Genomic DNA, 20,553 nt, shown 5'->3' on the forward strand with positions numbered 1-20,553 from the left:
CCTGTCAACGACTGGCCGCTACGCAAAATGTGGTGAGTCAAAACAGTGCTATAAGCTGATTTTTATTAGTTTGTCTCTAAATTCTATGTGAATACAAAACTTCTATCCTACTACGCTATTACTACGCCACAAAATCCGTTAGGCTGAGCAAATTATGCACTGCGTTTAACGAACAGCGGTTTGCAATCAGTAGCTAGAAATATAAATAGAGGTGATCGTTATGGATATGCTGTTTTTTGGCAATATAGAAAAGCTTTTACGTATTGTGCTGACTGCTGTGCTGGTCTACATCTTAATTGTCGTCACCACCAAAGTCTCAGGTAAGCGCTCAACCTCGCAGCTCAATAACTTTGACTGGATTGTGACGGTGATGATCGGCTCGTTGGGCGCTAGTACTATCTTGCTCAAGGACATCCCGTTCATTGAGGGTAGTGCCTCTATTGTGACCCTATATCTATTACAGTATGCGGTGACCAAGTACGCTTCTTACTCGCCTTACTTTGGCCGTCTTATTCTCTCTGAGCCGCGTATTTTATTTTATCAAGGGGAGTTTTTGACAACGGCGATGCTTGAGGAACGGCTCACTCGCCAAGAGCTTGAAAGTGCGATGCGTAAAGAAGGTATCCATAATATAAATGATGTCGAAGCTATCGTCTTAGAGTCTGATGCTATGCTCAGCGTCATCCCTAGAAAACACGATGGCCCTAATGACACCGACAACACTGACCCTAGTGACACTTTAGAGCCGCTCATAAGGCAGCCGTAATGCGCTGATCATGAGAACTTCGTTATAGCTTTGTTGCTTATTCCAAAGAGTCAGCATAGAAAAGGAGGACTAATAATGATTAGCCCTCCTTTTTATTTATATCTGTTTACGCCGATTATTTGATACGCTGCCAAGTCTGTGAGCGGCCAAACAAAGGCGTACCCACGTAGCCGCGCAGATCTAAGCTCTGACCATTGTCACTCAAGGTAATCTTTCCTGAGTAGACTTTGCCAGACTCCGGATCAACCAGCTTGCCATCGCTCCACTGATTATTACCGTCCGCTTTTAGACCTGTTAGACTCTGCAGCCCTTCGACTGGTTTGTTTTTTAGGCTGCCGGAACATTTAGTACAGACTGCCTTTGCTTTTTGTTTATCGAGTACCTTGATGATTTTGCCGGAGACTTTGCCACCTTTTTCATTTAGCTGAATGATGGCTTTTTTTTCGCCGGTTTTGTCATCGACTGTTTGCCACTGAGTGCCATCTAGCGAGGCGGCAAACACAGAAGTGGACAGCAATGCTGCTGCAGTTAAGGTGAATGTGCTTGATATAGTACGGTTCATAAACGACTCCTTTCGTAAAAACTTATAATTAACTCCATAAAAAAGATAACCCAGTGACAGGTTAGTGACAAAACAAACTCTTGTTTATCGAATGCCAGTTAAGCATAAAAAAAGGCAGGTAAAAGGCTTGTTTGTTACATTAACTTAAGCGTAGACTTCTTTTGTTATTTTTACTCAATTATTGGAGTGCTAACTGTCATGAAAATAAGAATACTGAGCGTCGGCAATAAGATGCCTAAATGGATACAGACCGGGTTTGATGAATACTTCAAACGTATCCAGCCTATGATTAGCACAGACATTGTGGAGATTGCGGCGGCAAAACGCGCAAAAAACCCATCGACCGCTAATCTAGCTCAGTACCGTGAGCAAGAAGGACAGGCGATACTGGCGGCGCATAACGCTTCAGGTCATGAGCAGTTATGGGTACTCGATGTCAAAGGCAAGATGCTCTCAACTGAGAAGTTGGCAGATAAGCTTGCCGATGTAATGCCGCAAGGCATGGATGTGGCGCTCGTGATAGGCGGCGCTGATGGCGTCTCACCTGCTGTACTAGCAAAGGCTGATATGATCTGGTCATTATCTGCGCTCACGTTACCGCACCCGCTAGTGCGCGTCGTGCTGATGGAGCAGCTGTATCGCGCGATGAGTATCAATAACAATCATCCTTATCACCGCGGCAACTAGCACCAGAGCTAAGCGAAAACAGCCAAGCGGATTGAAAAACGCGAATCTGCCCTAATAAAGCTGACATGAATCAATCAAAGTCAGCTAAAGCCACAAGCCCGCTAAATCACAGCTTGCATCATGAAAGCCTGAATACCACTGCGCCTATCAGTGGTGCGGCGGCTTGGTCAGATGCGCCTATAGGCTTGACTAACGCGGCCAAACTGCCTGCTTTATTTATCTCGCATGGCGCGCCGACCTTAGCTATCGAGCAGTCAGCGACGACCAGTGCGCTTGCACGTATCGGACAAAACCTACCTAAGCCGCGCGCCATTATCATTATGTCAGCGCACTGGGTATCTACTCAGCTTGAGATTAGCAGTAACCCGCAGCCCAAGACTTGGCACGACTTTTCAGGTTTTAATCAACAGCTACACGAACTACAATACCCAGCTTTAGGACATGCCGCGCTTGCTGAGTCTTTAGCGCAGCAGCTCAGCACGCGCGGTATCAATACTGCAGCGAATCCGCTACGAGTCAGCGATCATGGCGTTTGGTCACCGCTTCGTCATCTCTATCCTAATGCCGATGTACCTGTGGTACAAATATCGCTACCACAGCATTATGACAGCATAGCATGCTATCAATTGGGCGCGCAGCTTGCTCGTCTGCGCGAGCAGCAAATTCTAATCATCGGCTCAGGCAACATTACTCATAATCTACAAGCAATGCGCTGGGAAGCTGATAGCATTGATAAGACGGCAAAGGATTTTAAGCTCTGGTTATTGCAGCAGCTCAAAACTGATATCCCTACCGCCTTAAATTGGCAGCGATATCCCAATTACAAAGATATCCATCCAAGCGATGAGCACCTATTGCCGCTGTTTTTTGCTTTAGGTGCGGGTCAACGCGTCAGTGTCGTGCATCAAAGCATGGCGCATCATAGCTTAGGAATGGATATTTACCGCTTCGATTAGCGTCTTCTTATCTACCTATTTTGCAAACGCTGGTTTAGTAAACATGCCAGCGCGTTCCATCTCTCCTGCCACACTAAATAGTGTCGTCTCATCATTCATACGCCCGATCAGCTGCATGCCAATAGGTAAGCCTTTTTTGCTCATGCCGACGGGTACAGAAACTGCAGGCAAGCCTGTGACATTACCTAATAAGGTAAAGGCCATTTTACTGAGTACCGGATGGCTAAGCTTCTCTATCATGCCAGAGCTAAAGGCATACTTGCCCATATCGATGCCTTTATTAAGCAGCTCAGCGCTGCGCATCAGCATCTCATCCATCACGCTTGGTGGCAGTACACCGTGTTTGACCGCTGGCGTCGGTACGGTCGGACACAAAATCATGTCATAAGTTTCTAATAACAATCCGGTCTGATATTGGCTATTGTGCCAGCCTTGCTTAGCGTGCGCTAAATCAACTGCGGATAGCGAGCGTCCTAGTAGCGCCATGTTTTGAGTTTGAGGTTCTAGCTTTTTGACGTGATGAGCACCATAGTGGCGCTCAATATCATCGATAGTAAAGGCGGTATGAGTACAGACGACCACCATAAAATCATGCCAAAACTGCTCTATGTTGATATTCGGCTCGGCAGGTACCACGCGATGCCCCATGGCCTCTAACTGCTTAGCCGTTTGCTCGAGTACCGCTAGCACCTCTTTATCCACTACTGTACCAGCAATCAGCGGCTGCTGATGCAGCGCAATGGTCAGCGGCTTAGGTGCGCGCATCGCCGCCTCTAAAAAGCTACCTTCGGGTGGTGCAATCACGAATGGCGCACCAACCTCGGCCCCGCTCGTGGCATCAAGCATCGCAGCACTATCACGCACACTGCGGGTAATCACGTGATCAGCAACCGCGCCTTCCCAACCTTCTCCTACTTTAGGACCCATTGGGTTACGACCGCGGCTAGGTTTGAGACCAAACGCGCCGCACCAAGCCGCTGGGAAACGAATAGAGCCGCCGCCGTCACCCGCGCCTGCCATGGGTACGATACCACTTGCTACGGCTGCCGCGCTACCACCCGATGAGCCGCCCGAGCTATAGCCTTTTTTAAACGGATTATGAGTGGCACCATGCGCTTTGGGCTCAGTGGTAATAATCAGTCCAAACTCAGGCGTATTGGTCTTGCCAAAGGTATTGACTCCTGTGGCCTTCATACGTTTGACAATTTCACTATCATAATCTGACTGAATATTAACGCTACGGCTACCCATGGTCAAAGGCTCGCCCTCGAAGCTGTATGATAAGTCTTTGAGTAAATAAGGCACGCCTGTAAACGCACCAGACGGTAGCCCTGCTTGCGCCTGATCGTAAGCGCGCTCATCGAAACGGTGAATTATGGCATTGAGTTTGGGGTTGAGCTTGTTGGCGCGTGCAACGGCACTATCAAGCAATTCTTTGGCGCTGACTTCGCCTTTGCTGACGAGATCTGCTAAGCCTAGCGCGTCATATTGGGTGTATTCTTTAAACATAAAGCATCCTTGCATAGCTATTGGTTGCAAAACATATCAGCAAACACTATAGCCCAGAATTAGGCGAGAACACAATGTACAACAAAAAAACGAGCCACTCTCGTGACTCGTTTTTTGCTAGATAAACCCAATCTAATTGCAGCTACATCAGCAGCTCACGCTTACCGCTTTTACCCATAGAGCTGACCAGACCGGCCTCCTCCATTGAGTCTACGATACGCGCCGCGCGGTTATAACCGATACTAAATTTGCGCTGAATGGACGAGGCGGAGACTTTGCGCGTCTCCATAATAAAGGCCACTGCTTCATCATAAAGATCGTCATCTTCGCCCGACGCGCTGCCACCAGAGCTACCACCGCCAGAGCTTGATAACTCAAAGTTACCCGCCATATTATCGATATAATCTGGAGCGCCGCGCTCACGCCAGGCATCACAGACACGGTTGACTTCCTCATCACTAACATAAGCGCCATGCACGCGGTCTGGCTCAATTTGACCTGGCCCTAAGAACAGCATATCGCCATTACCGAGCATGTCTTCAGCGCCGCCACTATCTAGTATCGTACGCGAATCGACTTTTGAGTTGACGCGTAGAGCCGCGCGTACGGGAATATTGGCTTTGATCAGACCGGTAATCACATCAACTGAAGGACGCTGAGTCGCTAGCATTAAGTGAATACCAGAAGCCCGTGATTTTTGCGCTAAGCGGGTGATCAGCTCTTCGGCTTGTTTGCCGACTTGCATAATCATATCGGCAAACTCATCGGCGACGATGACGATCATCGGTAATGTTTTAAGCTTAGGCGCTTGATCGATACTGACATTGTCATTGGGCCGCCATAAGGGATCGAGCATTGGCTTACCTGCTTTTTCAGCGGCGAGGACTTTCTTATTAAACTCATTAAGTTTACGCACCTTTAGCAGGCTCATCAGCTGATAGCGGCGCTCCATCTCTGCCACACACCAAGACAAGCTACTGGCCGCCTCTGTCATATCAGTAACTACCGGCGTCAGCAGATGCGGAATCTCATTATAATTGGCCAGCTCAAGCTGCTTAGGATCAATGAGGATCAGTCTGAGCTCATTAGGGGTGTATTTCAGTAGCATCGAGAGCAGCATAGAGTTGACCAGTACCGACTTACCAGAGCCTGTGGTACCAGCGACTAACATATGTGGCGCGCGTGCCAGATCAGTAATGATAGGCTTGCCGCCGATATCTTTACCCATCGCCATGCTAATTTGCGCGCTAGGGTCTTTATACTTGTCGGTATTTAATAACTCAATCAAACGTACCATCTCGCGCTGCTTATTAGGTACCTCGATGCCGATATAAGGCTTACCCGGGATGACCTCGACCACGCGTAATGATGCCATAGATAACGAACGAGCCAAATCGCGCGCGATACCGGTGACTTTACTGGCTTTGATACCGGCAGCAAGGTCAACTTCGAAACGGGTGACGACTGGTCCTGGAATTGCTTGGACAACTTCGGCTTTGACATTGAACTCTTGCAGCTTGATCTCTAGTAGCTCTGATAATTGCTCAAGCTCGGCTTCGGTATAGCTCGGCTTGCGATCAGGATCAGGCTCATCGAGAATGGACAGCTCTGGGATTTTACTGAGACTACTGCGGTACTGAGCGGTTTGCATCGATCTTGAGCGCTTAGTGAAAGCGTCATCATCATGAATATCCGGCATGACTGGCTCATCCAAGTCCTCATTACTTGCCGGACTATTGTCTTCCGGCATCATATCAGTAATGAGATTGCTCGCATCGCCATCAGGTACCGCAAAGCTTACCGCAGGTTTTGTCACTGGTGCTGACTCTACCGGTAATTCCTCAGTCGTTTCCTGCGCTTTAGGCGCTTCTTTTGGATTGGACGGCGGCGTATTGGTTGGGGTCATATCTGTAAGCGAGGAGGCACTGGCTGTCGGCGCTGGCTCACCAGCAGGGCTAGCTATTGATGCCGTTTGCGTAGCTGCACGCTCTGTAGCCACTGCAGCGGCGGAAGGTTTTGTTATAGGATTCGCGGCCACAGCTGATTCAATCGCATTATTTTCGCTAGCTGCTGTCTGTCTGCTATTTGTCTCGATGTTATTTATTTCGGCGCTAGTTATTTCAGTGTCAGTGGTTTCAGTACCAGTGGTTTGCATGGGCTCTAACTCAGCATCAGCCTGCTGAGTAGTTGAAGCTTGAGGAGCGCTTACGGTTTGTTCAGCGGTGCTAGGTTCAGCGGTGCTAGGCTTAGCGATACTCGCTTCGACAGTGCTATGCTCAGCCAACCAAGCATCAGCTAGATCATCAACCTGAGCTGACATTGCTGGTACTGCTTTGCTGTCTAATACCTCATTATGAGTATCAGTATTGGCTGATTCATCATGACCTTCATTATTGATGGTAGCGTTTGCTCGATTCATTTCTGCATCATTAGCATCGCTAGCAGCAGTCTCAGTTATCTCTTTTGGCTCATCAAGCGTTGTTTGCTTAGACTCTAAATGAGTCATGTGCTCGATTGGCCCGCCCTGCTCTGCTTGCTCGATAGCGGCATCACGCGCGAGCAAGTCAGCTACCGTTTCGTCATCATTCCAAGCAAAGCTTGGCTCAACTTTGCGTAGCGGCGCAGTAGCGGCGCTGGTGTTTTGTTGGCGCGGATGAGCCAGCTCCTGAGCGTTCTGCGTATTCGCGGTAGCAGTAGCGGGCTGTAGATGATCGCTCGCAGCTTTATTAGTCGCCGCCGCTTCAGCATTTGCTATCGCCTCTTTGACGCTAGCTCCTAATCCTGACTTAGCTAAAAAGTCAGTCAACACATGGCTAAAGCGGCCGCTATCTTGGGCAGCGGTGCTAGACTCTTGTGGCAGCTCAAGTGGTAGCTGTTCATAGTCTGCAGCTGGCGTAGGGGCAGCGCTGCTTTGATCGATCACATCAATGCCATCATCGCGGGTCAAGGCACCGCTATCCAAAGCTTGGTCAGTATCAGAGACTGTACTAGCTGTACTGCCTATGCCAGAACCGAGCCAATGCAGATCAGTCAATTTACGATATAACGATAACCAATGAATGTTAAAAGCAAAAGTGGCCGTCACTACTACAAAAACACTCAAAAATAACAGGCTACCCCATTTCGTTAATAACAGCGCTAAGCGTGCCTGTAGCTCAAGCCCGATGATACCACCAGCGACGCCTTTGAGACCTGATGTCACCGGGTCTGCCACTTGCTGGATTAATGCTATTAATTGCGCGAATAAAGCGCTAGCGCTCAGCAGCAAAAAGACATAAGCCACCAAACGTAATATCCAAAAGGTAGGTTTGTTATTCCACCAAATCAGGATAGACTCATAAACCATAAATACCAGCAGCCACCACGCGCTATAGCCAAAAAAGCTATAAAGCAAGTCAGACAACCACGCACCTGTCGCGCCGCCCATATTATTGATGGTTGTCATATCGCTACTGATATGTGACCAGCTAGGATCATTCCCGGTATACGTCACCAAGATAATGAACAGATAGACTGCTAGCATTAGCCCAAGAATGGTAAATATCCCTTTTTTTAAATAGTCTATAACTGCTGCTGATATCACGTAGGATCTGCCTTTATCAATATATTGATACTAAATAAATGGTAACACACGATTGCTGACAATCGTGCTTAGGTGTTTTTATGCTTACTTTCTAAATTTCTAACTTTCCAGCTCACTGTCAGTAAAGCTCAATCCATATGACTTTATATTTACAAGTCGCTGTTTCTATAGCTTTTACTGCGGCTTTTACTGCTTTTACTATCACTGCTTATGATAACAAATACCTAGCCAAAGTGGTGACTGTGTATTAAGAAAGCGGGCTTTAATTTTGAGGTGTCGTTTAGTTCTAATCATAGCGATGTTTGTTTTAGCAAACTTGCACTTTTTGCCCGCTGCCCTTATGTTATTATCACATCGCACTTTAACAAACTACTTTAGTCGCAATTTTTTATTTTTCATTTTAATAACTTATAACGCTTTATATCTATAACTAGATCATTAAACCATTAGTAAGGAATATGTTATGGCAACTGACACTACAGCGCCGCGTCACGAAAAACTCATTATCTTAGGCTCAGGCCCCGCAGGTTATGCCGCTGCTGTCTATGCTGCGCGTGCTAACCTCAAGCCGGTCATGATTACCGGTCTCGAAGTCGGTGGACAGCTGACGACCACCACTGAAGTCGACAACTGGCCAGGTGATGCTCACGATTTAACAGGTCCGGCGCTGATGGATCGCATGAAAGCGCATGCCGAGCGTTTCGGTACCGAGCTGGTCTATGATCATATTAATGAAGTACAACTAACGGAGCGCCCTTTTACTTTGATTGGTAATAATGGCAGCTACACTTGCGATGCGCTCATTATCTCAACTGGTGCCTCAGCGCAGTATCTCGGCTTAGAGTCAGAAGAGAAGTTCAAAGGCTTGGGCGTATCTGCTTGTGCCACTTGTGATGGTTTCTTTTATAAAGATCAAAAAGTCGCGGTCATTGGCGGTGGTAATACGGCGGTTGAAGAAGCGCTATATCTATCCAATATTGCCTCAGAAGTGACTTTAGTGCATCGCCGCGATAGCCTACGCTCTGAGAAGATCTTGCAAGACAAGCTATTTGAAAAAGCCAAAAATGGCAATGTCAAAATCGAGTGGAATCATACCGTTCGCGAAGTCGTTGGTGATGATATGGGCGTCAATGGCGTCGTTATCGAATCCACCGAAGATGGCGCAACCAAACAGCTAGATATCCATGGTGTATTCATCGCTATTGGTCATAAGCCCAACACTGACATGTTCAAAGGCCAGCTTGAGATGAATGATGGTTATATTATCGTCAATAGCGGTATCAATGGTAATGCTACCCAAACTAGTATTGAAGGCGTATATGCCGCAGGCGACGTTGCTGATCATGTTTATCGTCAAGCCATTACCTCAGCAGGAACCGGCTGTATGGCTGCTCTCGATGCTGAAAAGTACTTAGATGCTATTGGCGAAACAGTTGCTGCTGATCACACTTACGCCTCGACTTTGACGATAGATTAGAAAGTAATCGCCAAAAGACTGAGTGAAATAATAACCTATATGCTCAATAAGCTTAATATACACAACATGACGCCTGAGACTTTTTATAAAACCATTAAAAGTCTTGGGCGTTATGACTTTCCCAATCCTAACGCGGTCGATCCTGATGGCTATGGCGTAGTAGCGCTAGGCGGTGATCTGGCGCCTGAGACGCTGATATCGGCGTATGCGCAAGGGCTCTTTCCTTGGTTTAATGAAGATGAGCCTATTGCTTGGTGGTGCCCGGAGCCGCGCTGTGTCATTGTGCCAAGCGACTATCAGCCCAGCAAATCGCTACGTAAGCAAGCTCGGCGCTCGCGTTGGCAGTTAACGGTCAATCAAGCGTTCGATGAAGTCATTCATGCTTGTAGTTTGCCACGTAATAATGGACTGCCTGAGGGTGAGCACACTTGGATTCATCAGGAGATGATCGAGGCTTATACCGAGCTCCATCGCTATGGTTTCGCTCATAGCGTTGAGGTGTGGGATGAGAATGGACAGCTGATAGGCGGGCTTTATGGACTAAAGATTGGCCACATCTACTTTGGTGAGTCGATGTTTCATCGCGCCTCTAACGCCTCAAAATTAGCGTTTTGGGGTTTGATGCAGCTCTGTATTGATAGCGGCGTAGCGTTAGTCGATTGTCAGCTGACTAATGACCATCTACTAAGCTTAGGCGCGACTACTCTTGGCCGCCATCAGTTTTTAGCGCAGCTGGAGCGTTTATTACACAAAGGCGCTGTTAGCTGGCCCATTCCGCCCCATCAGCAAATGCCTGTGGCTCAGCTTGATAGCTCTAATGGGCGCTCTAATGGGCATTCAAAATTTTGGCCACTCTAAACTGCTACTAATGGCTCAAAATGGATGACATTTAATCGATAAGATTGACATACATAAAGAGACTGCAATGCCAGATACTGCGTTTTTACTCATAGGAGCTTTGGCCAAAAGAGCCAATACCACCAAAGATACCGTGCGTCATTATGACGAGCTAGGTCTGCTGAGGTCTCGTAAGCGGCAAGCAGGTTCGCGGCTTTATACTGAGTTTCATCCTGAATGTATTGAACGTATTGAGCTGATCAAAAGCGCGCAGGCTATCGGCTTTACGCTAACGGAGATAAAAAATAGCTTGGATGACTATTACGATGGTAATCTAAACCTTGATGAGCAACTGCTAGTCACCCAGCAAAAACTAGCACAAGTCAAAAAACAACAAGCCAATATCAATCTGATGGTGGAGATGCTAACTCAGCGTATTACTCTGCTGACGCGTATGCAAGAAGATGAGAGTTATGTACCTTCTATAGAGGACTGCAAAAATAACAGCTCTAAGCTGCCTTATCATCGATAACCTTATCCACTCCTATCTGCTTTATTTTTATAATTAAGCTGCATAATTAACGCATCGACAGCAGGCTTGTGTGCCGTTTTATAATAGCCTTTGCGCTGATGGATCGTCTCAAAGCCTTGCTGCTCATACAGAGCTATCGCTGGCAAATTATCTGCCCGCACTTCTAATAATAAACTCTCAACAGTTAACGCTTGTAGCTGCTGATTTAACTCGGCCACTAGGTTTGATGCGATACCTTGACGTTGATAGTTAGGGTGCGTGCCTATACGCAAGATTTCTGCCTGCTCGAACATCACTTGATAAAGACAGTAGCCAACGACTTTATCACTTTGATAAACGACTAATAAATCAATGCTATCTTGCTCAAGTAAGTCTACTAGAGTCCGATAACTCCAAGCATCTTGCGGTTGAATAAGAGCTTCGATATCGGCAACAGCTTGGATAATGCTTTGCGCTTTAAATAAGTGTTTATTGAGTAACTCTATGGTTAGCACCACTCCCTCTCCTACCTTTAATCATTATTAATAAATACAACTATTAGTATAGCCGTGTAAAGACTATCTTAACTCTTATTACCACCTATAAAAAATATAGCCACCCACAAAAAAAGCCGCCCTCAATGAAGAGAGCGGCTTTTGACTTTGCTAGTACCTATTAAGATTAAGTTAAGAAAATGACACCTAAACTTTATAGGTAAAGCTCAGCTCGTTACTAAGTATTAGTTGCTTACGCTTGCAACCACACCAGCACCTACAGTACGGCCACCTTCACGGATAGCGAAACGTAGGCCTTTGTCCATAGCGATTGGGTGGATAAGCTCTACGCTCATCTCAACGTTGTCACCAGGCATAACCATTTCAGTACCGTCTTGTAATTGGATTGCGCCAGTTACGTCAGTGGTACGGAAGTAGAACTGTGGACGATAGCCGTTTAAGAATGGCGTATGACGACCACCTTCTTCTTTTGATAGTACGTATACTTCAGCGTCGAAGTTGGTGTGCGGGGTGATTGAACCTGGCTTAGCTAGTACTTGGCCACGTTGTACGTCTTCACGCTTGGTACCACGTAGTAGTACACCACAGTTCTCACCTGCACGGCCTTCGTCTAGTAGCTTACGGAACATCTCAACACCAGTACAGGTGGTTTTTTGAGTGTCACGGATACCGACGATTTCGATTTCGTCGCCAACTTTTACGATACCAGATTCAACACGGCCAGTTACTACGGTACCACGACCTGAGATTGAGAAGACGTCTTCGATTGGCATTAGGAATGCTTTGTCGATGTCACGCTCAGGCTCTGGGATGTAGCTGTCTAGGGTTTCTAGTAGTTCTACGACTGCTGGTTCGCCGTATTTGCCGTCGTCGCCTTTTAGGGCTTGGGTGGCTGAGCCTTTCATGATTGGGGTGTCGTCGCCTGGGAAGTCGTAGTCGTTAAGAAGTTCACGTACTTCCATTTCGACGAGCTCTAGCAATTCTTCGTCGTCTACTAGGTCACATTTGTTCATGAAGACGATGATGTATGGTACGCCTACCTGACGTGATAGCAAGATGTGCTCACGAGTCTGTGGCATTGGGCCGTCAGTTGCTGATACGACTAGGATTGCGCCGTCCATTTGAGCGGCACCGGTGATCATGTTTTTGACATAATCGGCGTGACCTGGGCAATCAACGTGGGCGTAGTGACGAGTTTCGGTGTCATATTCTACGTGTGAGGTGTTGATGGTGATGCCACGTGCTTTTTCTTCTGGGGCTGAGTCAATTGACGCGTAGTCTTTGGCTTCGCCGCCTGAGGTTTTTGCTGCTACGGTTGCGATTGCGGCAGTTAGTGTGGTTTTACCATGGTCAACGTGTCCGATGGTGCCGACGTTGACGTGGGGCTTGTTGCGTTCAAACTTGGCCTTTGCCATGAGTATTTCCTTTTTTATTGGTGAATCTTTATGCTTAGAAAATGATAAACAAATAAGATCGATAAATAGATATTTGACGGTTCAAGATGCCTATTCATTCTGCTGACACGACCATCAAACCGTTGACGCTATGCTATTAACACTGCATTATTATCAATAATTATAGAAGCTACATTCTACGGACTATTGGTAATCATAGACCAGTAACCATATATCAGTAATTATAAACTATAATGCTTAATTTTAACTACTTTATAACAGTATCACATTAGCAATATCGAGCTACTGACAGCACTAAAAGGCAACACCTCAGTGTCACCCTAAAATCATCATTTTACTGAGTAGGCTTTATATTTTTTAATATTCGCATAACTCTTATAATGCTATTGAATATCTCGATAGTATTTTTTATACCATCTGGCTTTTTATATACTAACAATTAACAAGCAGCATTAGCAAATAGAATAATAAATGGAGCTCATATCGAGAATTGAACTCGAGACCTCTCCCTTACCAAGGGAGTGCTCTACCGCTGAGCTATATGAGCCTATCTTAAATAACCAAAAACCTATCGGTTATATAAAAAAATATCACGAAACAGCTATAATAAATGACTGTCGTGATGTATGGGTGCTGGCTATTTACATTGCTATGAATGCTTGATCAATGGATGCCGCGTATATGGAGCGGGTGGCGGGAATCGAACCCGCGTCATTAGCTTGGAAGGCTAAGGTGTTACCATTATACCACACCCGCAATAGCTCTATTTATAACCAAAATATAATTGGTATTAGAGTGCTTTTGGTGCTGTAAAAAATATGGTGGTGGGAGAAGGATTCGAACCTTCGAAGCTTTCGCGACAGATTTACAGTCTGTTGGGTTTGACCGCTCCCCAATCCCACCTTAGTTTGCTTTTAATAAACGCTATTATTACTGTAAAAATAATATAAAGCAATTCTAAAAAAAGCGACTTTGAAAGAGATGGTGCCGACTGCCGGGATCGAACTGGCGACCTACTGATTACAAGTCAGTTGCTCTACCAACTGAGCTAAGTCGGCTTGTTCTCTCAAAGTGGTGGCTATTCTATCAAATATTTGCTGGAACGCAAGACCTTTTTTTATTTTTTCCTAACTTTTTAAAATTAAATTTTAATACTTTGATTATATTGATATTTTTTATTCGCTATAAATAGCCGCTGTGAGTCTCGGTTTCTTATCGCTAGAGCCGTCGTGCAATCTTAACGAATTCTAAGACCATCACAAGCCATTTTTACCGCTTTAACCAGTGCTAAGGCTTTTTTGTTGGTTTCCTCCCACTCCGCCTCAGCCACTGAGTCGGCGACGACCCCTGCCCCAGCTTGAATATGGATCTTACCGCGGCGCATAACTGCAGTGCGAATTGCAATCGCGGTATCCATGTTGCCATGCCAGCCTAGATAACCGACTGAACCGCCAAATACTGTGCGGCGTACAGGCTCTACTTCATCAATGATCTGCATCGCTCGTATTTTGGGGGCGCCAGACAGCGTCCCTGCAGGAAAAGTGGCACAAAACACATCTAAAGCATCTTTATTAGGTAAGACAGTGCCCTCAACGTTAGAGGCGATATGCATGACTTGTGAGTAGCGCTCAATGAACATCTTGTCGGTGACTTTAACACTGCCATACTCGCAGACGCGGCCGATGTCATTACGGCCCAAGTCTATCAGCATCAAGTGCTCAGCGATCTCTTTGGTATCTGAGAGTAGCTCTTGCTCTAATGCCAAGTCCTCGCTCTCATCCTGACCACGTTTGCGAGTACCCGCTAAAGGGCGCACCGTGACTTTACCATCTTCAATGCGCGATAGAATCTCAGGGGAGGCGCCAATGATGTCAAAGCGCTTGTGATCGTCCAACGTATATCCGTGTACTAAGAATAAATAAGGCGATGGATTGAGGAATCTTAGTGCTCGGTATACAGCCAGCGAATCGCCACTGTAGTCAGCGGTTAAGCGCTGTGCTGGGACGACTTGCATGACATCGCCTGCAAAGATATAGTCCTTTATTTTATTGACGTCTGAGCAGTATTTATCTTGCCCGGTTTGCGAGACGAACTTCGGCGTTGGCATAATAGGCGCGCTCAAATCTGGCATCTCGGCAAGCTTGTCCTCTATCCTTTCAAGCTCGCGAATTGCCGCGCCATAGCCATCCTCATCACTACAATCAGCGTAAACGATGATAGATAAGGTGTTTTCTAGATTATCAAAGACAATGACGCTCATCGATAGCATCAGCCACATATCAGGCAAAGTCATCGGATTAGGTGTCTCTGACAAGCCCACACTAGGCTCGATGACTCGTACCATATCATAACCAAAATAGCCGACTAAACCGCCGCTAAAACTTGGCAACGAGGGAATATCATCCACTGTTGGCATGTTATAATCGGCCATAAGCTTACGTATATAAGCAAATGGATCATCGACGGCATCGACATTTATCTGATCGTCTTGCTTGATAGTCATATTGCCATCAGCATACTGCAGTATCAGATCGCTGCCGAGGCCAATCATCGAAAACCGTGCCCAACGCTCGCCGCCGACTACTGACTCAAACAAATAAGCAGAACCACTCAAGTCACGCACTTTTGAAAACACAGATACGGGTGTCTGCGCGTCCATCAAACGCTTTTTGACAAGAGGAGCATGGCTAAAGCCTTTGGTTTTTAGGGTATTGTATTCTTCGAAGGTCATCATAAGACGTCTCTGAGCACGGTATTAATTAACAAGGATAAAGTAAACCACAGTGATAATCGAGAAAACTCGTAAGTTTCAGTGATAGTTAAGTAAAGGGTTAAAACGAGGGCTAAACAAAAGCGAGCCAACATTAGGCTCGCTATTATAACAAAATAGGATAGTAAAGTTGCTCATATCATAGGACTTCGGATACCAGCCCGTCAGCGAATCGAATTACGCGCCGCCCATGTTAAATAACCACAGCGCGATACCGATAATAATAAGAGCGATAAATACCCAGATAAACCAACCGCCGCTCGGCTTTTTCTCACTAGCGGCAGTATTGGCTGGGTTGTTTACCGCTTGATCCATAGCATTATTACCCGTCGTTCCTAGGTCGCGGGACTGACCTAGATTTGCCGTTCCTGAGAACTGCGCTGTAGCCGCTTGCTTAGCGCGTAAGACCTCTGGATCGGCTTCTTCTTGTAGAGACGTGGTCGTGGTTTTGTCATGCTCAGGACTTTGACGTTCGGCTACGGGTGCTTCGGCTTTTGGCTCTTTTACTATTGGTTCTTCAACGACTGGATCTTTAGTGGCCGGCTCTTTAACGACTGGATCTTCGACTACTGGCGTTGCAGCGACTTGTTCTTTGGCTACTGGCTCACTAGGTGATGCAGGTCTTGCTGCGATCGTTTCTTCAACAGCGGCAGGTGGTAGTGATGACTCTGTTGCCGACTGCTTCGATGGCGTGCTAGTGCTCTCTAGATCTTCTTGCACTGAGCCTACTATCTCTTCTGGCTCTTTTACTTTCGGCTGTTTGGTGGCTGGATCAATGGCGCTTGACTCTATATCCTCGGCAGCTAAAGCCATGACTTGAAACTCAAAGCTAGCAAAGCCAAGCTTATCGTCGGCGTTCAGCTGAACCGTTTTATTCGCCTCAATACGCTTATCATTAACAAAGGTCCCGTTAGAGGAGTCTAAGTCTTTGACATAAAGCTCAGTATCCAGCACGCTCAGTACTGCGTGGTTACGCGAAACCGCTTTACTGCCTAGCACCACATCATTATCGCTGCCACGGCCTACTGATAGGCTGTCACTAACGCTCAGCTGTAAGTCGCCAAGTGCAGCAGTCAATGCGGTCAGCTGCCAAGTCGTAGTAGAGCTAGATAACTCAGATGTAGCATCTGGGGTTACTGGGTTCGATTGGTTGGTATTGTCTGTCATGTGGTTCTTCCTTATTATTGGTAAGTGTTATTATTGATAAAATAAAATTTAAAACAATGAACGCTTATAAGCGATGTTTAGATGCTAGGCAAAAAACGCGGCTTGAGGAGGCCATGAAGTTTGCTATACGCAATTGTTAGTACTGGCATACCATAAGCGTAAGGGCCAATAGCATAAGGCTGATAACGAATATCAACGCCTTTATCAGTCAGAGTTATGTTGTGACTCAAAGTAAAAGGCCAGCTCTGCTCATAACTTTTGACATCCTCATCCATTGACTGCACCCAAGATTGATACGCGTCATAGGCCAGAGCGTTAAAACGCGCCTGCTGATTCGGCTTTAGCATATCCTCGAGAGTGATTTGCTGTTTGCTTGCCGGATCAAATACCAGATACTCCCTAGAAGGCATGCCATGAGCGCCGCCTGTAAAGACGTAGGAGCTGATTTCAAATAGCTCTAAATCCTCTCCTTGTCCAAGCTTAACGTGGCCCAAATATTCAGGGGTGACGATTAGACTATAGGACCATTGCACCTCATCTGGTAGGTCAATCATTTGCGACTGAGCAAAGTCGTCGATAGCGAGTTTGGCCGCCTTATCATCAGTAGCGTTACTCACTGGCGACTCACTCATCTTGCTATTAATAACAATATTATTCACGCGTTTATTGACGATATCATTCAGCCAGTCTTGGTTGGCTTTTAGATATTTAACCTTAATCTCTGGGCAGTTGTTTTTCTCATAACATTGCTCTTGTACGCTGTCTGGAAACTCGTAGTCTATGTATTCAGTACTACTGATTAAAGTACTGGCGTTTGCTGCTAGGCTAGCGAAGAGTAAGCCACCAGTGACAAATGTGAGTGAAAAAATCCGAACAACGTCTCTTTTCGCTTTATTGGCAGTGTTTAAGAAGGCAGATACCACAGTAGACCTCAGTCTGTTATGAATAAAAATTATTATGCTTAATTTTTATAATCATAGCGTATCTGCTGATACTCATTGTTTAAAATGTGTTGAAGGTTATGCGCTACTCTAGATTGAATGACCCGCTACTTCTCTCAGATGTTATCTAAAGTGGCATAAAAAAAGACACGCTAAGCGTGCCTCTTTAAAAATAAAAACTAAAAATCAATGCTCACGGGTATTACTAAACGTCACTTCCGGATAGCGCTCTTGCATCAGCTGTAGATTCACCCGTGACGGTGCTAGATAAGTCAAATAACCGCCACCATCAATCGATAACTGGTCATGTGCTTTTTTCTTAAACTTCGCCAATGCTGCCTCATCATCACAGTGAATCCAGCGTACGGTAGCGATAGAGACCGGCTCAAAGCTGCACTGTACTTTGTACTCTTCTTTGAGACGATGAGCGACAACTTCGAACTGCAGCACCCCGACCGCGCCTAAGATTAAGTCGTTATTAATCTGCGGCATAAATACCTGCGTGGCGCCTTCCTCGGAGAGCTGCTGTAAGCCCTTTTGTAGCGCTTTGGACTTCAGTGGATCCTTGAGCACCACTCGGCGAAACAGCTCAGGCGCAAAGTGCGGTATACCAGTGAAATTCAGCGCTTCGCCTTCAGTGAAACTATCGCCAATCGAGATAGTGCCGTGATTATGTAGGCCAATGATATCGCCGGGATAAGCTTCCTCTAGTGCCTCGCGGTCACCTGCCAAAAAGGTCAAAGCATCAGCAATCCGCACGTCTTTACCTAGACGCACTTGCCGCATTTTCATGCCTTTTTCGTACTTACCAGAGCACACCCGCAAAAACGCAATACGGTCACGGTGACGCGGATCCATATTGGCTTGAATCTTAAACACAAAGCCAGAAAACTTAGGCTCTGTTGCCGAGACAATACGCTGCTCTGTCGGATGCGCCTTGGGCGGCGGCGAGTATTTAACTAACGTATCTAGCACCATATTGACACCAAAGTTACCTAACGCGGTACCGAACAATACCGGCGTCATCTCCCCTTTTAAGAACTCCTCAGTATTGAAGTCCTCAAGCGCCATCTGTACTAGCTCAAGCGACTCCTCAAAAGCGTCAAACATCAACTTGCCTAAACGCTCGCGAATATCTGGATAATCATAACCTTCGCGGGTCTCGGACACTGTGATCTCGCCGCCATGACCTTTTTCATAAAGATAGGTTTTGTCTTCAGTCAGATGATAGACGCCCACGAAATCCTGCCCCATACCGATGGGCCAAGTCAGCGGAATACATTTAATTTTTAGTACAGATTCAATCTCGCTGAGCAAGTCTAGCGGCTCACGAATCTGTCTATCAAGCTTATTGACAAAAGAGATAATCGGCGTGTCACGCATGCGGCAGACTTCCATCAGCTTGATGGTTCGCTCTTCCACGCCTTTAGCGCCATCGACCATCATTAGCGCACTATCGACAGCAGTCAGAGTACGATAAGTATCCTCACTAAAGTCAGCGTGACCTGGTGTATCAAGCAGATTGACCATGTGCTCTTTATAAGGAAACTGCATGACGGATGTGGTGATAGAGATACCGCGCTCTTGCTCCATGCTCATCCAGTCAGAGGTGGCATGGCGATCAGTCTTGCGGCCTTTGACCTCGCCTGCCACCTGAATCGCTTGACCCCATAAGAGTAGCTTTTCGGTCATGGTGGTCTTACCGGCATCAGGATGCGAGATGATAGCGAAGGTACGACGTTTGGCGACTTCTTTGTTTAAAACTTTTGGATCTACGCTCATAATTTTGACTTCGATAATGTTGATTTAGAATATTGCTTTAAAATGTATTCTAAAAATAAAATAGTGCGCGTATTGTAGCCGATTTCGTCTTAAGGTGCCCAACTTGCGCAAAAAAAACACGCCTTAGACGATTGCTAAAGCGTGTCAAATTTGAAAACCAGTATCTCCACTCAGCCCTATAGGCTAATTATTATCGGCTAATTGCGATGGCTATCACTATCAATAGTAGCGACGAATACTATCTTCAATAAAATCAGCGGCGACTTCATTGACTACCGTGCAGTCTACGACACCGCGAACGCTGTCCTCATTCGGGCGTATAGCGTTTTTATCGACAAAGTCAGTTTCATAAATGTCGTTATCATAATTGACGCCGTTAAATAGGTACTCAGGATCATTATTGGTCGCAAAAAAGGTCACTTGCGCTGCTGGGTTATCATTATTTGCACCAATAGAGCGCTCAGAGGTTCTAAAGTTCCTATTGTCGTTGAAGCGATCTTCTGCCGCGTCTATCCAGTCATCAAGATCTGAATAATTGGTCTTGTCTTTATTATTAAAAACAAAAAATGAGCGATCACTAGTGGTCACTGGAATATAGCAAACCGAGCCGTTCGGGAAACTAAGCGTGCTAGGCGCATTACTGCCAACACTAGGATAAGTATTTAAGGCTGTAAAGATACCCCGAGCGGCATTAGCGCCGTTCCCTGCTCGATAACCAAAGACATTTACCCCTGCTAGATTCAGCGTTCTATAAACCGTCTGATAATCAAATTTATTATTATTGTTTTTTTCATAGCAAAATATCCTGTTGTCAAAATAGTCTTATATCGGGCTGATTTATAGCGCTGACATCGTTTATTCTTTTTTGGAATTTTACAGTACTGTTATGACTATTCATAGATGCCGCTTGTATGTCTCCTGTTCATTGTGCAGTTGTGCTTACAAATTCACAGTATAGCTTTACGACCTTTATATAACCTTTTGTGCAAACCTTGCTATGCTCAATAAGTGCTAAACAGGTAATACAGGTTACTCATACTAGTAGCCTTAAAAAAGCCATTAATAAAAACTTAAA

16 protein-coding genes and 4 tRNA genes are annotated in these 20,553 nt (G+C 46.0%); 6 read left to right on the forward strand and 14 right to left on the reverse strand.

Translation table 11 applies throughout. The annotated features are described in order from the left end of the window. Positions 1-220 precede the first annotated feature (220 nt). Entirely contained in the window at positions 221-766 is a 546-nt protein-coding gene (locus JMY03_RS01035; RefSeq protein WP_201600192.1) for a DUF421 domain-containing protein, read from the forward strand. 115 nt (positions 767-881) lie between these two features. Here JMY03_RS01035 and JMY03_RS01040 read toward each other — a convergent pair whose 3' ends face one another. After that, the gene (locus JMY03_RS01040) at positions 882-1,328 is read right to left on the reverse strand and encodes a DUF2147 domain-containing protein (protein ID WP_201600195.1); all 447 of its coding nucleotides are present in this window, start codon (positions 1,326-1,328) and stop codon (positions 882-884) included. 198 nt (positions 1,329-1,526) lie between these two features. Here JMY03_RS01040 and rlmH point away from each other — a divergent pair, with 198 nt between their 5' ends. Beyond that, the gene (rlmH, locus tag JMY03_RS01045) at positions 1,527-2,015 is read left to right on the forward strand and encodes a 23S rRNA (pseudouridine(1915)-N(3))-methyltransferase RlmH (protein ID WP_025646669.1); all 489 of its coding nucleotides are present in this window, start codon (positions 1,527-1,529) and stop codon (positions 2,013-2,015) included. 65 nt (positions 2,016-2,080) lie between these two features. Beyond that, a complete protein-coding gene (locus tag JMY03_RS01050) occupies positions 2,081-2,971 on the forward strand; it encodes a DODA-type extradiol aromatic ring-opening family dioxygenase (RefSeq protein WP_201600198.1) in 891 nt (296 codons plus the stop codon). A gap of 15 nt (positions 2,972-2,986) precedes the next feature. Here the strand turns inward: JMY03_RS01050 and JMY03_RS01055 are convergent, their stop codons facing one another. Both JMY03_RS01055 and JMY03_RS13490 read right to left on the reverse strand, forming a co-directional pair. Beyond that, positions 2,987-4,480 carry an amidase gene (locus JMY03_RS01055; protein WP_201557936.1) on the reverse strand — a complete coding sequence of 498 codons (1,494 nt, stop codon included), beginning with the start codon at positions 4,478-4,480 and terminating at the stop codon, positions 2,987-2,989. Between the two features lie 142 nt (positions 4,481-4,622). Further along, entirely contained in the window at positions 4,623-8,063 is a 3,441-nt protein-coding gene (locus tag JMY03_RS13490; protein WP_201600210.1) for a DNA translocase FtsK, read from the reverse strand. A gap of 463 nt (positions 8,064-8,526) precedes the next feature. On the opposite strand from JMY03_RS13490, the gene trxB reads away from it, so the two are divergent. From trxB to JMY03_RS01075, 3 genes are all read left to right on the forward strand, one after another. After that, positions 8,527-9,540, forward strand: coding sequence for a thioredoxin-disulfide reductase (gene trxB, locus JMY03_RS01065; protein ID WP_201557941.1), 1,014 nt, complete (start codon positions 8,527-8,529; stop codon positions 9,538-9,540). 39 nt (positions 9,541-9,579) lie between these two features. After that, positions 9,580-10,398, forward strand: coding sequence for a leucyl/phenylalanyl-tRNA--protein transferase (gene aat / locus JMY03_RS01070; protein WP_201600232.1), 819 nt, complete (start codon positions 9,580-9,582; stop codon positions 10,396-10,398). A gap of 67 nt (positions 10,399-10,465) precedes the next feature. Beyond that, the gene (locus tag JMY03_RS01075; protein ID WP_201600234.1) at positions 10,466-10,909 is read left to right on the forward strand and encodes a MerR family transcriptional regulator; all 444 of its coding nucleotides are present in this window, start codon (positions 10,466-10,468) and stop codon (positions 10,907-10,909) included. 2 nt (positions 10,910-10,911) lie between these two features. Here JMY03_RS01075 and rimI read toward each other — a convergent pair whose 3' ends face one another. The 11 genes from rimI to JMY03_RS01130 all read right to left on the reverse strand — a co-directional run bounded on the left by rimI (position 10,912) and on the right by JMY03_RS01130 (position 20,066). After that, positions 10,912-11,403, reverse strand: coding sequence for a ribosomal protein S18-alanine N-acetyltransferase (rimI, locus tag JMY03_RS01080; protein ID WP_201600236.1), 492 nt, complete (start codon positions 11,401-11,403; stop codon positions 10,912-10,914). A 224-nt stretch (positions 11,404-11,627) separates the two neighbouring features. Then, positions 11,628-12,818 (reverse strand): elongation factor Tu, encoded by a 1,191-nt coding sequence (gene tuf, locus JMY03_RS01085; protein WP_025644530.1) that lies wholly within the window; start codon positions 12,816-12,818, stop codon positions 11,628-11,630. Positions 12,819-13,290: 472 nt separating this feature from the next. Next, positions 13,291-13,365 (reverse strand) — tRNA-Thr (locus JMY03_RS01090). Positions 13,366-13,500: 135 nt separating this feature from the next. Continuing rightward, positions 13,501-13,574: transfer RNA gene (locus JMY03_RS01095), tRNA-Gly, on the reverse strand. Between the two features lie 63 nt (positions 13,575-13,637). Beyond that, positions 13,638-13,721: transfer RNA gene (locus tag JMY03_RS01100), tRNA-Tyr, on the reverse strand. 79 nt (positions 13,722-13,800) lie between these two features. Then, positions 13,801-13,876: transfer RNA gene (locus JMY03_RS01105), tRNA-Thr, on the reverse strand. Positions 13,877-14,055: 179 nt separating this feature from the next. Next, positions 14,056-15,552: an anthranilate synthase component I family protein gene (locus JMY03_RS01110; protein WP_201600238.1), complete on the reverse strand. Its 1,497-nt coding sequence runs from the start codon at positions 15,550-15,552 to the stop codon at positions 14,056-14,058. A 213-nt stretch (positions 15,553-15,765) separates the two neighbouring features. Beyond that, on the reverse strand, positions 15,766-16,755 hold the full coding sequence (locus tag JMY03_RS01115) for an FHA domain-containing protein (RefSeq protein WP_201600240.1): 990 nt from the start codon (positions 16,753-16,755) through the stop codon (positions 15,766-15,768). Positions 16,756-16,832: 77 nt separating this feature from the next. Beyond that, positions 16,833-17,678, reverse strand: a complete 846-nt coding sequence (locus JMY03_RS01120) for a DUF3298 and DUF4163 domain-containing protein (protein ID WP_227675438.1) — start codon at positions 17,676-17,678, stop codon at positions 16,833-16,835. 204 nt (positions 17,679-17,882) lie between these two features. After that, entirely contained in the window at positions 17,883-19,478 is a 1,596-nt protein-coding gene (locus JMY03_RS01125) for a peptide chain release factor 3 (protein WP_025644526.1), read from the reverse strand. A 219-nt stretch (positions 19,479-19,697) separates the two neighbouring features. Further along, a complete protein-coding gene (locus JMY03_RS01130) occupies positions 19,698-20,066 on the reverse strand; it encodes a hypothetical protein (protein WP_201600243.1) in 369 nt (122 codons plus the stop codon). Between the last annotated feature and the right edge of the window lie 487 nt (positions 20,067-20,553).

Origin of the sequence: Psychrobacter submarinus (genome assembly GCF_904846685.1) — a bacterium.
Lineage (GTDB): Bacteria > Pseudomonadota > Gammaproteobacteria > Pseudomonadales > Moraxellaceae > Psychrobacter > Psychrobacter submarinus.

What these genes read in the sequence shown, in the direction of transcription:
- JMY03_RS01075 (WP_201600234.1), top strand. Translation starts at nt 10,466, where the DNA reads ATGCCAGATACTGCGTTTTTACTCATAGGAGCTTTGGCCAAAAGAGCC.
- JMY03_RS01050 (WP_201600198.1), top strand. Translation starts at nt 2,081, where the DNA reads ATGAATCAATCAAAGTCAGCTAAAGCCACAAGCCCGCTAAATCACAGC.
- JMY03_RS01110 (WP_201600238.1), bottom strand. Translation starts at nt 15,552, where the DNA reads ATGATGACCTTCGAAGAATACAATACCCTAAAAACCAAAGGCTTTAGC.
- JMY03_RS01055 (WP_201557936.1), bottom strand. Translation starts at nt 4,480, where the DNA reads ATGTTTAAAGAATACACCCAATATGACGCGCTAGGCTTAGCAGATCTC.
- JMY03_RS01115 (WP_201600240.1), bottom strand. Translation starts at nt 16,755, where the DNA reads ATGACAGACAATACCAACCAATCGAACCCAGTAACCCCAGATGCTACA.
- tuf (WP_025644530.1), bottom strand. Translation starts at nt 12,818, where the DNA reads ATGGCAAAGGCCAAGTTTGAACGCAACAAGCCCCACGTCAACGTCGGC.
- JMY03_RS01040 (WP_201600195.1), bottom strand. Translation starts at nt 1,328, where the DNA reads ATGAACCGTACTATATCAAGCACATTCACCTTAACTGCAGCAGCATTG.
- JMY03_RS01125 (WP_025644526.1), bottom strand. Translation starts at nt 19,478, where the DNA reads ATGAGCGTAGATCCAAAAGTTTTAAACAAAGAAGTCGCCAAACGTCGT.
- rlmH (WP_025646669.1), top strand. Translation starts at nt 1,527, where the DNA reads ATGAAAATAAGAATACTGAGCGTCGGCAATAAGATGCCTAAATGGATA.
- JMY03_RS01035 (WP_201600192.1), top strand. Translation starts at nt 221, where the DNA reads ATGGATATGCTGTTTTTTGGCAATATAGAAAAGCTTTTACGTATTGTG.
- aat (WP_201600232.1), top strand. Translation starts at nt 9,580, where the DNA reads ATGCTCAATAAGCTTAATATACACAACATGACGCCTGAGACTTTTTAT.
- trxB (WP_201557941.1), top strand. Translation starts at nt 8,527, where the DNA reads ATGGCAACTGACACTACAGCGCCGCGTCACGAAAAACTCATTATCTTA.